This is a genomic window from Hominiventricola filiformis (genome assembly GCF_020686965.1).
GTDB lineage: Bacteria > Bacillota > Clostridia > Lachnospirales > Lachnospiraceae > Hominiventricola > Hominiventricola filiformis.
In genome coordinates this window covers 17,347-30,411 of the sequence record NZ_JAJEPS010000013.1, presented here as the reverse complement: position 1 = coordinate 30,411, position 13,065 = coordinate 17,347, and the positions used below count along the sequence as shown (strand labels likewise).

General features: G+C 41.3%; 14 protein-coding genes. 13 read left to right on the top strand and 1 reads right to left on the bottom strand.

What is annotated here, in order from left to right:
* The first annotated feature begins 58 nt into the window (after positions 1-58).
* The 11 genes from LKD36_RS12480 (at position 59) to LKD36_RS12430 (ending at position 11,088) form a co-directional block, all read left to right on the top strand.
* Positions 59-247 carry a hypothetical protein gene (locus tag LKD36_RS12480; RefSeq protein ID WP_064786371.1) on the top strand — a complete coding sequence of 63 codons (189 nt, stop codon included), beginning with the start codon at positions 59-61 and terminating at the stop codon, positions 245-247.
* Entirely contained in the window at positions 247-1,338 is a 1,092-nt protein-coding gene (locus LKD36_RS12475; RefSeq protein WP_308459772.1) for a site-specific integrase, read from the top strand. The genes LKD36_RS12480 and LKD36_RS12475 overlap by 1 nt, the downstream gene beginning before the upstream one ends.
* A complete protein-coding gene (locus LKD36_RS12470) occupies positions 1,328-1,663 on the top strand; it encodes a plasmid mobilization protein (RefSeq protein WP_308459771.1) in 336 nt (111 codons plus the stop codon). Before LKD36_RS12475 ends, LKD36_RS12470 begins: the two co-directional genes overlap by 11 nt.
* Complete coding sequence (locus LKD36_RS12465) at positions 1,653-2,795, top strand: helicase RepA family protein (protein ID WP_308459770.1); 1,143 nt, start codon at positions 1,653-1,655, stop codon at positions 2,793-2,795. The genes LKD36_RS12470 and LKD36_RS12465 overlap by 11 nt, the downstream gene beginning before the upstream one ends.
* Positions 2,796-2,890: 95 nt before the next feature.
* A complete protein-coding gene (locus tag LKD36_RS12460) occupies positions 2,891-3,124 on the top strand; it encodes a complexin-2 (protein WP_308459769.1) in 234 nt (77 codons plus the stop codon).
* Positions 3,125-3,207: 83 nt separating this feature from the next.
* On the top strand, positions 3,208-3,435 hold the full coding sequence (locus LKD36_RS12455) for a DUF5348 domain-containing protein (RefSeq protein ID WP_118324628.1): 228 nt from the start codon (positions 3,208-3,210) through the stop codon (positions 3,433-3,435).
* A gap of 305 nt (positions 3,436-3,740) precedes the next feature.
* Entirely contained in the window at positions 3,741-5,171 is a 1,431-nt protein-coding gene (locus LKD36_RS12450; protein ID WP_308459768.1) for a MobA/MobL family protein, read from the top strand.
* 17 nt (positions 5,172-5,188) lie between these two features.
* Positions 5,189-5,566 (top strand): TnpV protein, encoded by a 378-nt coding sequence (locus tag LKD36_RS12445; protein ID WP_308459767.1) that lies wholly within the window; start codon positions 5,189-5,191, stop codon positions 5,564-5,566.
* A gap of 113 nt (positions 5,567-5,679) precedes the next feature.
* The gene (locus LKD36_RS12440) at positions 5,680-6,783 is read left to right on the top strand and encodes a metallophosphoesterase family protein (RefSeq protein WP_308459766.1); all 1,104 of its coding nucleotides are present in this window, start codon (positions 5,680-5,682) and stop codon (positions 6,781-6,783) included.
* Positions 6,780-10,037: an AAA family ATPase gene (locus tag LKD36_RS12435; RefSeq protein ID WP_308459765.1), complete on the top strand. Its 3,258-nt coding sequence runs from the start codon at positions 6,780-6,782 to the stop codon at positions 10,035-10,037. The genes LKD36_RS12440 and LKD36_RS12435 overlap by 4 nt, the downstream gene beginning before the upstream one ends.
* 190 nt (positions 10,038-10,227) lie before the next feature.
* The gene (locus tag LKD36_RS12430; protein WP_119225125.1) at positions 10,228-11,088 is read left to right on the top strand and encodes a KilA-N domain-containing protein; all 861 of its coding nucleotides are present in this window, start codon (positions 10,228-10,230) and stop codon (positions 11,086-11,088) included.
* A 326-nt stretch (positions 11,089-11,414) separates the two neighbouring features.
* On the opposite strand, the gene LKD36_RS12425 is transcribed toward LKD36_RS12430, so the two are convergent.
* The gene (locus LKD36_RS12425; RefSeq protein WP_182432652.1) at positions 11,415-11,930 is read right to left on the bottom strand and encodes a helix-turn-helix domain-containing protein; all 516 of its coding nucleotides are present in this window, start codon (positions 11,928-11,930) and stop codon (positions 11,415-11,417) included.
* A gap of 182 nt (positions 11,931-12,112) precedes the next feature.
* Here LKD36_RS12425 and LKD36_RS12420 point away from each other — a divergent pair, with 182 nt between their 5' ends.
* Together LKD36_RS12420 and LKD36_RS12415 are read left to right on the top strand one after the other, a co-directional pair.
* Positions 12,113-12,319, top strand: a complete 207-nt coding sequence (locus tag LKD36_RS12420; RefSeq protein ID WP_308459764.1) for a hypothetical protein — start codon at positions 12,113-12,115, stop codon at positions 12,317-12,319.
* A 106-nt stretch (positions 12,320-12,425) separates the two neighbouring features.
* Positions 12,426-12,860, top strand: a complete 435-nt coding sequence (locus LKD36_RS12415) for a hypothetical protein (protein WP_308459763.1) — start codon at positions 12,426-12,428, stop codon at positions 12,858-12,860.
* The last annotated feature ends 205 nt before the right edge of the window (positions 12,861-13,065 follow it).

The following is a 13,065-nucleotide window of genomic DNA, read 5'->3' as shown; positions in this document are numbered from 1 at the left end:
CTGCTGGAACTTCATTCGGATAGAACGGCAATAAAAAACGAAAGAAGGGATTGATGATATGAAAAACAGATTTATTTGTGCCGAAGAAGTGGCACAGGAACTAAGCGTATCAAAGCCGTATGCTTACAAGCTAATCCGTCAGTTGAATGAGGAACTGAAAGCAAAAGGCTTTATTACCATTTCAGGACGGGTAAACCGTCAATATTTCTATGAAAGGCTCTACGGAGCAGGAAAGGGGGACGAATAATGCCGGTATTCAAAAACGAGGACAATGGAACATGGTATGTGATGGCGAGGTATGTAAACTGGAAAGGCGAGCGTAAGCAGAAATGCAAGCGTGGCTTTGCTACCAAGAAAGAAGCACAGGAATGGGAGCGAATGTTCCAGTTGCAGAACTCTTCGGATATGGATATGAGTTTTGAAGCCTTTACCGAACTGTATATCCGGGATATGAAAAGCCGTCTGAAGGAGAACACATGGCTGACAAAAGAGCATATCATCCGCACGAAGATTTTACCTTATTTCGGCAAGCTGAAAATCAGCGAGATTTCTACAAAAGAGGTTATCGCATGGCAGAATGAAATGCTTGCCTATCGGGATGAGAAGAAAAAGCCATATTCACAGACCTATCTGAAAACACTGCACAATCAGTTGTCCGCTATCTTCAATCATGCGGTGCGGTATTATGAACTGCGTTCCAATCCTGCCGCCAAGGTGGGAAATATGGGAAGTGAGGAACATAAGGAAATGCTGTTCTGGACGAAAGAAGAATATAAGAAATTCTCATTCGAGATGATGGACAAGCCTGTTTCCTTTTACGCTTTTGAAATGCTTTACTGGTGCGGTATCCGGGAGGGAGAACTGCTGGCACTGACTGCCGCTGACTTCGATTTTGAAAAAGAAACGGTCAGAATCAACAAGTCCTATCAACGATTACACGGAGAAGATGTGATTACCACACCGAAAACAAAGAAAAGTAACCGCATTATCAAAATGCCGAAGTTCCTCTGTGAAGAAATGCAGGAGTATTTGCAGATGCTTTACGGACTGAAGAAGAAAGAACGAATCTTCACAGTTACAAAAAGTTATCTTCATCACGAGATGGACAGAGGTGCGAAAGCCGCAGGAGTAAAGCGAATCCGTATTCATGATTTACGACATAGCCACATCAGCCTGCTGATTGATATGGGATTTTCAGCGGTGGCGATTGCAGACCGTGTAGGGCATGAAAACATTGACATCACTTACCAGTACGCTCATCTGTTCCCGTCAAAGCAGACGGAAATGGCAGATAGATTAGACGATTTAGGGAAAGGAGAGTTTGAAAATGTCAGCTAAGAACAGAGATAACAAAAACCGTCGGAGAAACATCACAGTAGGGTTTCGGGTATCGCCCGAAGAAAATGAACTCATCAACAAGGCAGTTGCCTTATCGGGACTGCCAAAGCAGGAATACTGCTACCGCCGTTGCCTGAATCAGGATGTAGTGGTACAGGGAAATCCGAGAGTATTCAAGGCACTCAAAACGGAACTTGCCGCTGTCCTCGCAGAACTAAAGCGGATTGAAGCAGGAAACCGTGTGGATGAAGAACTGCTGAATGTCATTGAACTAATCGCTGTTATTCTGGGCGGTCTGAAAGGAGAGGACGAGGATGGAAAATAAAAAAGAAAAGACTGCCCCGGATGTATCTGTTGGCGCAGATACGGAGCAGCCGATTTCAAAAAAACCTACAAGTAGTATATCCGAGAATGGTGGAAATATCAAGATTTTTGAGGAATTGCAGAGAGAAATGCAGTTGCGATCAGACCCATCCTATCTCCAGATAATTTCCATGAATGAACTGTTTGACACACAGTATCGGAGTAAGCAGCCGTTGATTGACGGACTGCTCTACCCCGGCACTTATATCTTTGCAGGTTCGCCCAAACTGGGAAAGAGTTTTCTGATGGCACAGCTTGCCTATCATGTCAGTACAGGCACACCGCTTTGGAATTATACCACCCGAAAAGGGACGGTGCTGTATCTGGCGCTTGAGGATGATTACCGCCGCTTGCAGGAGCGTCTGTACCGGATGTTCGGGACAGAAAGTACCGATAATCTTTACTTCTCAGTTTCTGCCAGTCAGCTTGGAAATGGGCTGGATGAACAGCTTGCAAGATTTGTGGCAGAGCATAAGGATACGAAGCTGATTATTATTGATACGCTTCAGAAAGTGCGTGAGGTTGGCGGCGATAATTACAGTTACGCAAATGATTATCAGATTATGGCAAGACTGAAAAGTTTTGCGGATGCCCACGGACTTTGTTTACTGCTCGTACACCACACAAGAAAGCAGAATGCGGATGATAAGTTTGACATGATTTCCGGGACAAGCGGACTGCTTGGGGCGGCAGACGGAGCGTTTCTTCTTCAGAAAGAAAAACGGACAGGCAATGCCGCAACACTGGAAGTGTCTGGTAGAGATCAGCAAGACCAGAAGTTGTATCTTATCCGCAATACAGAAACCCTGTTGTGGGATTTACAAAAGGCGGAGACGGAGTTATGGAAAGAACCGCCGGAGCCGTTACTGGATGAGATTGCGGAGCTTGTTAGGAAGGACAATCCTTACTGGGAAGGTTCGCCAACCGCACTTGTTGCACTGATAAATGTGGACATTCAACCGCACGTTATCACAAGAAAACTGAACGTTCTTGCAGGACGGTTGTATACAGAACATGGGATTCTCTTTCGGAGTGAGCGTGTCCACGAAGGACGAAAACTAAGGCTCTGGAAAGACAATACAGAGAATGCGTGACAGTACGTGACGGTTGTGACGGTATTTTTGACAGCGGGGCGGTATCAAAATAACCGTCACGACTGTCACATACCGTCACGGAAAGGATGGATAAGATGGGAAATGTGCAAATATCACGGGAGTTATTTATGCAGTTGCTCCGTTTTCACTTGGTTGAAGATGAGAGCTGCGAGAGAGAAATCAAGCAGGAGCTGGAGAAGAAATTAGACAGGATGGTCATGCGTGACCTGTATGGAAAATTCAAAACTGCCCCGACAGAGGAAGAACGGGAACGGGCGAGAAAAGAGTATCTGGACAGACGAGGAGTGCAGGAGAGCTTCCGTTGGTAATTCTTCCTTGATGATAAGAACAGGAGCGTGGCACGCCCCTGTGGATAGCAGACAAGGAGAAATCAGGAAAGGAGAATCATGCAATGAGAGAAGGAAGATTAGGTTATAACTGTGAAAATGGAAGATATGGATTACTGTCAATGGACTTATGGATTGATAGAGGATTTCACTGCGGAGAGTGTATGGAAGTTCTGGTGGATGACCAGTGGGTACGGACAAGGATGGAGATGAATCCTGCAATGGAATGGTATCTGGTGGGAACGCCTTATTGCGGCAATCTGGAATATGTGCGGGCAAGAATACCGGAATAAATCAGATAGAAAAGTAAAGAATCGGTTTAATGTCAGGAATAAAAAATAAGCCCGGATACGGGCAAATAAAAAGGGCGGATACGCCCAAGATGAAAAGCACAAGCCGAAACGTGGTAGAGAAAGGTAGCACTTTATAAAGCCCTCGGCGTTTGAGAGCGAAATATACCCATCGCACAAATCAGAGGTTTGTACTCAGGGTATTTCGCCCTGCCGGGAGCTATTTGTGCCGGAAACGGCAGTTAGTTCGTAAACAGGTGCCTATGCACCTACTCACAGTAAGAGCAGGCGAGAGCTGGGAAAGGAGAATGCTTATAGGCAGACATTCATTTATCAGACAAAACAAGCTGTCCGATGTTGCAGGAAGAATTGATTATATTTCCAATCCGAAAAGACAGGAACATCTCTATGCGACCTACCATACGGAAGGAGCAACACCGGAGTTCTGGAAAAATCTTGCAAGAGAAAATCAGATGGATTTTAAGGCAAGCGGAACAACAGGAAAATGCATTGAAGGACGGGAATTTATCATTGCACTTCCGGAAAGTTTTGTTGAGTACAAGGCGGATGATGTGGTAAGGCTTTTCACGGACAGCTTTCATAAAAGGTACGATGTGGAATGCAGTGCGGCACTTCACCATAACAAAAAAATGACTAATTACCATATCCACCTCGTATTCAGCGAGCGGAAAATGCTGGAACATCCTGAAGTGAAAATTGCTACCAGAAATATGTTTTATGATGAACAAGGCAAGCACAGACGCACGAAGAAAGAGATTTTAGATGAGCAGGGAAATCTTCGGGTAGGATGCAGTATTATTCCCAAAGGGGAAGTTTATGAGAGCCACATTTTTACAAAGAAAGATGAATGGTTTAAGAGCGATGCTTTTACCAAAGAAGTCAAGGAGATGTTTACGGAAATCATCAATAGCCATGTGAAAGAAGAATCCGAAAAGCTGTCCGTATTTCAGCAGGGTGGTGTGTATCTGGCAACGAAAAAAATCGGGAAGAACAACCCGAAAGAGGCAGAAATACGGGCAGATAATGCGGCAAGGCAGGAATGGAATCGGACAGTTGATGTGGCGTTGGTTGAGGGGATTTCTGAAGAAGATATTTTAACAGTTAAGAGGGAGAAAATCACAGACAAAACACTGCAATCTATACGGGCACATGGTTGGCTGCCGGATATGTTTCAGCAGATTATCCGAGGAGCAAAAGACTTCTTACTGGAAATGATTTTCAAATTTAAGTTGCCGCCGAAGCCCGTACCGAAGATTGATTTACAGGAATGGAATGATATGCGGAAGCTGATGGAGAAACTTCAGAAGCAGTCACAGGCAATGAAGTCCACGCAGCAGGAAATTTCCTCATTGAAAAAACAGCTTTCCGAGATAACGGGATTTTTCAAAGGAAAAGTACGGAAATCCTTAGAAGGCAAAATTGAACAGGCAGAGAAACAGGAAAAACGTATCCACACGGATATGGAGCAGACTGTAAAACAGGCAGGATATCCAGATGTCAAGTCTTTTGCAAAGACATATCAGAAATCGGAAAAACTGGTCAGGGAATATAACGAGGAGTTGCGGGTATGGGCAAATCAGACAGAACCGAAAAAAGAGAAGCCATCAGAACCGCCGAAAAAGGCAAGCATACGGGAAAAATTGCACCTCTATCAGCAGGAAAGCAGACAGCAGCCAAAACAGTCAGCAAAGAAGAAATATACGGACAGAGAACGATGAGAAAGGTGGAACAGAAAATGAAGAAAACAATTTTTGAAGAAATGGGCGGCACTTATGTAAGATGTGGGGATTACTTTATCCCCAACCTTACCTTGCCGGAGGAAGAAGAACCGAGATTTGTCGGAGTATGGGGACAAAGACATTTGCAGTATTTGAAGGAATACCGCAAGACTGTATATCTGGATCTGCTGATGAGTGGCAGACTGAACAGTTATCTGACAGATATAGAGGAACAAGCACAGGATCGCTTTGAAATGATTGTGGAGCAGATAAAACAGGCACAGGGAATCACAGAACAGTTAAAGGCAGACAATACCTGGAAATGGGTAGGCAGGATGAATAACATACAGGCGTGTGCGAGGGAGATTGTGGACAAAGAAATAATTTATCAGTAAAAGTAATGCAGTAGAGAACAAGGTAGAAAATGGCTTGTTCCCTACTTTACAATAATATATAATTGAGGAAAGAAAAATCAGGACATTATAATTAGTAGCAAATTATAAATCAAATGTTCTTTCGGATAGGGGGAAAATCATTGACAAAGATTATCCATTGTGCAGATCTGCATTTAGACTCTCCTATGGAGACTCACATGACAGAGGAACAAGCATCGATCAGAAATACTGAGATAATTCATACGTTTCTCAGACTGACTGAATATGCAGCTAAAAATGATGTACGAGCTGTCATTATTGCGGGCGATATGTTTGACGGTGAACGTATAAAGATTCGAACTGTAGATGAAATTTTGGATGCTATACGACGGACACCAAATGTAGATTATCTATATCTTGCTGGTAATCACGATGGGGCTACATACGCGTTTGCTGATCATGATATGCCAGACAACCTGAAAATATTTGGCAAGGAATGGAAAACTTATAAATATGATAGCGTGGCGATATCTGGAGTTGAGATTTGTGAAGCAAACTCACAGTCCCTTTATTTGCAGGTTCCACATGAAAATGGTGTGGCCAATATCGTTACTCTGCATGGACAGGCAGGAGTAGTTTCAGGTGTAGACCAAGTCAATATTTCTAAACTTAAGAATAAGGGAATTGACTATTTGGCATTGGGGCATATACATACTTATGCTGAGCAAACATTGGATGGTAAAGGTATCTATTGCTATTCTGGTTGCTTGGAAGGCCGTGGTTTTGATGAGTGTGGACCGAAAGGTTTTGTACTGCTTACCGTAGATTCAGACCGGATCCAGCATGAATTTGTGCCTTTTTCTCGTCGGCAACTGCACCGAATTTTGGTCGATATTACAGGACTGACAAAAAATTCTGAGATTGGACAAAAAATGAAAAGAGCTGCGCAAAACATTTCTTCAGATGATATGGTCGAGTTTGTTCTTTCAGGTGGGATAGACCCTATGGCCAATATTGCGTTATCATATTTACAGAATCTTGCAAAAAGCAACTTTTTCTTTGTTAAGGTTAAGGATGAAACCCGTATGACTATCAACCCGGAGGACTACAAGAATGATATCTCACTGAAGGGAGAATTTATTCGTTTAACATTATCCAGTGATGCGAGCGAAGAGGATAAGGCAGCCATTATCCGCACGGGTATGCAGGCATTGATGGGAGAGGAGATTACGCTATGAAATTGATCAGATGTCATATTGAAAACTTCGGCGTACTGTCTGATTTTGATTTTGCCTTTGATGATGGGTTGACAATAATCTGTCAAGGTAACGGCTTTGGTAAGAGTACCTTTGCTGCTTTTATCAAAGCTATGTTCTATGGATTCCCTCGTACAGGTGCACGGAATATCGTAGAAAATGAACGCAAGCGCTATGATCCGTGGCAGGGTGGAAAGTATGGTGGCTATCTGGAGTTTAAAATACAGGACACCAGCTACCGCGTTACTCGTTATTTTGGTAAGACGGCTGCGAAAGATACCTTTTCTTTGTTAGATTTGAGCAGCCGGCGACTAAGTGAAGTATATTCGGAAAAACTTGGGGAAGAGCTGTTCCGATTGGATGCGGATTCTTTTGCCCGTAGTACCTATGTTCCGCAGTTATCTGCAAGTGACGTAGAAGCAACAACGTCAATTCGAACAAAACTGAGTAATTTGGTAGAGGATACCAATGATCTTAGCAATTATGATACCGCTGAGAAAAAACTGCGCGACTATCGAACAAAATTCCGCGCATATCGTGGTAATGGGGGAATTATCAATGAAGTACGCGATAAACACCTTACTCTTGAAAACCAGAAAGATCAAGCTGAACAGCAAAAACCGCGACTGCAGGATATTGTAGAAGAAATCGAACAATTGAATAGAGAGAAAACAGCCAAAACGGAGGACATAAGCGTTTTGCGTGAGAAAATTCGACGGGCATCGCATCAAAAAGCACGGCAAGTTACTCAAAGACATTTAGGGGAATTGCGTACAGATATCAGCAAGAATCAGCAATATTTGCATGAGATGGATAAGAATTATCCTGCAGGGTATCCGACTCCAGAGGAAATCAAGACGCAACGCGAGAATCTGAGTGTGATTCAGCAGGAGAGGCAACGCCTGCAGGCATTAAAGTTTAACAATGCAGACAGGGAGATAGTCGATAGAGAACAGCAGTGGTTTGCAGATAATGATAAGGTAGTATCGGATATTGATCATTGTGATCAAGACTGTAAGGAACTGGGAGAAGTTTCCGCAAAGGTGACGGCCCAGATGCTGCCGGAAGAATTGGAACGGCTTAAAATATTGTCTGAGCGCTTTAAATCTTCTCTCCCTACGGAAGAAGAGCTGCAAAAATATATGGATATTGCAGATGAGTTAAGCGATGCACAGCATCGGCAAGCCGATCTTTCGATACCTGTTGAAAATCAGAAATGTCTTGCCCGGCTTAAAGAGTTATTCGGTTCTGGGATGCCGAGTGATAGTGTTTTGGATGCCTGCGAACAGGCTCAGCATGATCGTGATGTACTGAAACAAAGCCGTGCTGTACATGGTTTTCCCGAAAGCGAACAACAACAATACAAGGCGCTGAAACGTACCTTTGCATTGGGTGTGCCTACGGAAGATGAAATTCGAGATAAGCAAAAGGATAGTCGCCGAATCGCAGAACTTATTACCAGAAAAAATACGCAAACAACCATCGTGCAGCAGGAGCGTGTAAGTGAAACTCCGCCAGCATTAAAAATGCCCTTGCTTTGCGGTGGTGCAGGGGTAGTATTTCTGATTGTTGGTATTGTTGGCTTGGTACTGAATTTCTTGATTCCCGGCATTATCCTTCTCGTTATTGGTTTTGGGGCTTTATTTGCTTCATTTTGGCTGCATACTCAATCTGCAATTAAAAATCAAAAACAAGGCACGACTTCGGTCATTAAAGCAAGTGCAATTTCTGATGCAGAAAATCAAGAGCTTTACGATTTGCAGCATGCCTTGAACGATTTTCTGTTACGCTTTTACGAGAATGCAGCGGAGCCGGACAACAAACTGGTGAAACTGCTCATTGACGTAAAAACTTACACAGAGTTAAATAAAAAGAAGAAGACTGTAGAGAGCGAGTTGAAGGAAATTGATGCAGAGATTGAAGGGAAGAATCAGGATATTCGGTCACTGTTTGACCAATATTTTCCTCATACCGAATACCGGGATGACTTTGTAAAAGAGTTGCGTGAAAGCTGTAGTCGATATCAGACTTTAATGGCAGAGAGCAAAGCGGTAACGGAAAAGCGTGAAGCGTTGAATAAAAAGATAAATAGTTGTCGTGAACAAATTGTTTCCGTTCTACATACATATTATCCTGTTATTCTGCCTGATGACTTGCGGCAAGGGATTCGTGAACTGAGTAGTGAGGTTAGGGATTATCGAGAACTTACAGCTAAGAAACAAGCGATGTTGGAGGGCAACGCAAAATATCAAGCGCGTGCGAATACATTGACGGAGGAGATTCGCAGAATTTTGCTTTCTTACAATGCGCTGGATCAGACCTTGCCATATAATAGCTGTCTGCAAAATCTTCGGAAACGGTTTGATGGGTATAGAGAAGCAACCGAACGCCTTGCTCGCTATACGCAAGATTTTGAAAGCACTTCGTCCCGAAAAATGCAAGCCAATGCGTTGGTGGAACAGTTCTTGGCAAAATATCAACTTTCGGGAGATACCCCGGAGAACCTGCTTGACCATGCAGATGAGGATGTACATAGCAGAGAATCTACCGAGAAAGCCCTTGCCGAAGCTCAGAGAAAACTGATAACTTTTATGGAAGAAAATCCTGATGTTGAAAACGATGCAGCTGATGCAGATGTGAGTATTCCGAATATGGAAGAATTGCAGATATCTGAAAAAAACATCCAAGAACAAATTGATAATATTGATGAAAAACTGCGCAATCTACGTCAGGAGCGTGATAGCATTCGTCGTTTAGTCGAGAACATCCCTGTATGGGAAGATCGTATGGCACGATTAAAGATTGAAGAGGAGAATGCAGAAAAAAAATGTGCTCTTACCGAACAGACAATGTTCTTATTGAACCGAGCTAAGGATAATCTTGCCAATAGTTATATAGGTAAAGTTGAACGTGGTTTTAAGTATTATTCTGATACTCTTATGGAAAAAGGAATTGGTAAGGTGATGGTCGATAACGACTTGCATTTACATATTGACGAGAAAGGTGCGGCTCGTGAAGTAGGCAGTTTCAGTGCTGGTATGATAGATTGTATCGTACTATGTATGAGATTAGCCCTTGTGGATGCACTGTTTGGCGAGGAAAAACCGTTTTTGATTCTTGATGATCCGTTTGTAAATTTGGACGATAAACACACGAAACGCGCACGAGAAATGTTGGACAAGATTGCACAAGATCATCAGGTAATATATTTGGTTTGCAACTCAAGCCGACAATAATACTTACTTATGGTAAGTTCTATCAAAGCCACATTCAAATTCAATTAGAATGTGGCTTTCATCACAACCTTTCATCACAGCATAAGTAGATAAGATATTTGTAAAGGATATAGGTATAACACCGAAATAGCTATTTAGTGTGAAAATAGTGTCAATATTACAGAAAGGGGAAGTTTCAAGATTGAAAAACATGAAAATAGATGCCAATGGAACAGAAATCAGAGTGATGGGCGATGTTGTTAATGAAGATGCTTACATTTCACTTACGGATATTGCAAAATATAAAAATCCAGACAATGCTTTTATCGTGGTAGCAAACTGGATGCGTAATCATTCTACGATTTCATTTTTGGGCTTGTGGGAACAAATTCACAATCCTAATTTTAAACCTATCGAATTCGATAGGTTTAAAGCGGAATCAGGAGATAATGCTTTTACATTGACACCGCAACAATGGATAAAAGCAACGGATGCAATCGGCATCGTATCAAAATCAGGACGATATGGCGGTACTTATGCTCATACAGATATAGCTTTCGAGTTTGCTTCATGGATTTCGCCGGAATTTAAGCTTTATATCATCAAAGATTATCAGCGATTAAAGAAAGATGAAGCAGATCGGTTAGCGATTGGCTGGGATGTAAAGAGAGAACTTTCAAAAATAAACTATCGTATCCACACGGATGCAGTAAAAGAATTTTTGATAACTCCTACATTATCTCCGCAGGAAATGGCATATACATACGCTTCAGAAGCAGATATTCTAAATATGGCTTTGTTTGGAAAAACGGCAGCACAATGGAGAAATGAAAAAGGAATAAAAGGGAAAACTCCTAATATCAGAGATTTTGCTTCTGCGGAAGAATTGGTTGTGCTTATCAATCTGGAAGATACAAACGCAGACCTGATAAGGCAGGAAGTGCCTAAAATTGAAAGGTTGAAAATATTAAGAGAAAAAGCGTACAGGCAATTAGAACTTTTAAGAAAGAACCAAGATACGATTGAGGCACTAAAGAAAAATCTTATTGAAGATACAGAAACAAATGGTTGATTTCCTAAGCAAAACCGCTTATAATCTGAAGCGGAATATATTGCTATTATCCACAGCTACGGAGCGGGTGTTATCAATACCGATAACAGACTGATAACATCAGCCCATATAGGCAGGATAATATGGATAAATCAAAAAATCGAAAGAAAAGCGAACACGGCAACAAATAATCTCTAAACAAAATTGATTAGTGATTGTCGAGTTTGAATAGTATAATAAAGCCCAGAAGCCTTATAAATCAAAGGTTTCTGGGCTTTGTGCTTGCAAAATGCTTGCAGTTTGAGGAAAATGCAACGAATAAACAAGCGAGGAGCCGATAAGGCTCCTTATTTTTTTGCACTTTGTATGAGCATTTGAGAATCAACCATTCGGAGTTCCAATTCTTGCTCAATTTCATCAGCACGGTTAAGTAAAAATGCTTTTGTTGTTTCATCTGGAGAAAATTGAGCTTCATCTCTTAAATGGTCGATGATAACTTTACTGTCTGCCCATTCCTTTAGAAAATGCTTTAATACAGGAGAATCAAAAGATATGGTCAGAGTATTTAGGTCAAATTTTCCATCAGCATCTTTGTTACCATGAAACTGAACTTTGCCAACTTTGGAGATAGCAAATAGATAAGGTGCAACTTCTCCAATGGTTTCTAAATGAATGTCTTGAAAAGAGGTGATACTAATATGTAAGGCATCAGCAATGCGTTGTAAAGGTTCTTGTTTGGGATTTCTATTACCTGTTTCGTACTTTTTTAGTGTACCCAGAGGAATACCAGAAAAATCCGCAAGCTGTTGTTGAGTCAACCCACGGAGTTCTCTATAATATCTGATTTTTTCGCTGACATTCATAATAATATCTCCAATCATATTTTTTTTATTCTAATACATTGTACATACATTGTCAAGAACAAAATGAGAACCTAAGCACAATAAAGATTGACAAAAAGTGTTACATTAGATAATATGAATACAAGGGGGGACAAAATGGTCACCAAATAACAAAAAAGAGAACAAAATGGAGGTTGCGAATAATGAGTACATCGAAAAAATTAAAAAGTGAACAGCTTTTTGTGAGAGTAGAAACGGTGATGCATGATTTACAGATTTCCAGACCTTTTGCGTATCGCATGATTGCAGGTTGGAATGAAGAACTGAAAGAGCAAGGTTATACAACTATTTGCGGACGTATTCCAAGGGCTTATTATGAAAAAAAGATTTACGGCATGACTAAAGAATAAAACAGCCCTCCCTCGGCAAAGGAAGAGCTGTTAGAAAGTGCGGATATTTATTTCGTTTAATAAATTGTACCGCGTTTTTATATGATAATCAAGGAGAAACGTGGTCATGGGAAAATCTAGAAAGAGTACGATAAGGAAGTTTGAGTTTTATGAAACAATAACGGATAACGGTATAGAAAGCGGTTATGTCAGACTTGCTAATACTCAATTTCATTCGGATGCTGTGATGGATTTATCTGCAAATAGTTATAGGGTATTTACGTACATGAAGTTCAGAGCGAAAGGAAACAAAGTATTCACTTACACGTATGAGAATGCAATAAAAGATGCATCTATAAGCCGCCAAACATTTTTGAAAGTGAAAAAAGAATTGATAGATAATGGTTTAATAAAACAATTGGCATCAAATGCATATTCTCCGTCAAAGTTTGAATTTAGTGCGGAATGGAAGAATTACCATAGCAAAAGGAGAGATTGGTTTACAGATGAACGTATCGGTAAAAATGCTAAGAGCAAAAGAAAGCAACCACAAAGAAAATAACGGAAAACAAATAAAAGAATTTTACGAGTCTAAAAATTAGACGAGAGTGGCATCTAAAAATCAGACGACAAGAAAACAGTGAAAAACGTTGTCGTCTAAAAAATAGACCCTGTACTCATCTAAAAAATAGACGACAGTTCAAGTCTAAAAAATAGACGCATATATATGTATGCCATATATACTTGGACGATTAGGTATTAGGAGG

Coding starts and splice junctions, on each gene's coding strand:
- LKD36_RS12480 (WP_064786371.1), top strand. CDS start 59: ATGAAAAACAGATTTATTTGTGCCGAAGAAGTGGCACAGGAACTAAGC.
- LKD36_RS12475 (WP_308459772.1), top strand. CDS start 247: ATGCCGGTATTCAAAAACGAGGACAATGGAACATGGTATGTGATGGCG.
- LKD36_RS12470 (WP_308459771.1), top strand. CDS start 1,328: ATGTCAGCTAAGAACAGAGATAACAAAAACCGTCGGAGAAACATCACA.
- LKD36_RS12465 (WP_308459770.1), top strand. CDS start 1,653: ATGGAAAATAAAAAAGAAAAGACTGCCCCGGATGTATCTGTTGGCGCA.
- LKD36_RS12460 (WP_308459769.1), top strand. CDS start 2,891: ATGGGAAATGTGCAAATATCACGGGAGTTATTTATGCAGTTGCTCCGT.
- LKD36_RS12455 (WP_118324628.1), top strand. CDS start 3,208: ATGAGAGAAGGAAGATTAGGTTATAACTGTGAAAATGGAAGATATGGA.
- LKD36_RS12450 (WP_308459768.1), top strand. CDS start 3,741: ATGCTTATAGGCAGACATTCATTTATCAGACAAAACAAGCTGTCCGAT.
- LKD36_RS12445 (WP_308459767.1), top strand. CDS start 5,189: ATGAAGAAAACAATTTTTGAAGAAATGGGCGGCACTTATGTAAGATGT.
- LKD36_RS12440 (WP_308459766.1), top strand. CDS start 5,680: ATGTTCTTTCGGATAGGGGGAAAATCATTGACAAAGATTATCCATTGT.
- LKD36_RS12435 (WP_308459765.1), top strand. CDS start 6,780: ATGAAATTGATCAGATGTCATATTGAAAACTTCGGCGTACTGTCTGAT.
- LKD36_RS12430 (WP_119225125.1), top strand. CDS start 10,228: ATGAAAATAGATGCCAATGGAACAGAAATCAGAGTGATGGGCGATGTT.
- LKD36_RS12425 (WP_182432652.1), bottom strand. CDS start 11,930: ATGAATGTCAGCGAAAAAATCAGATATTATAGAGAACTCCGTGGGTTG.
- LKD36_RS12420 (WP_308459764.1), top strand. CDS start 12,113: ATGAGTACATCGAAAAAATTAAAAAGTGAACAGCTTTTTGTGAGAGTA.
- LKD36_RS12415 (WP_308459763.1), top strand. CDS start 12,426: ATGGGAAAATCTAGAAAGAGTACGATAAGGAAGTTTGAGTTTTATGAA.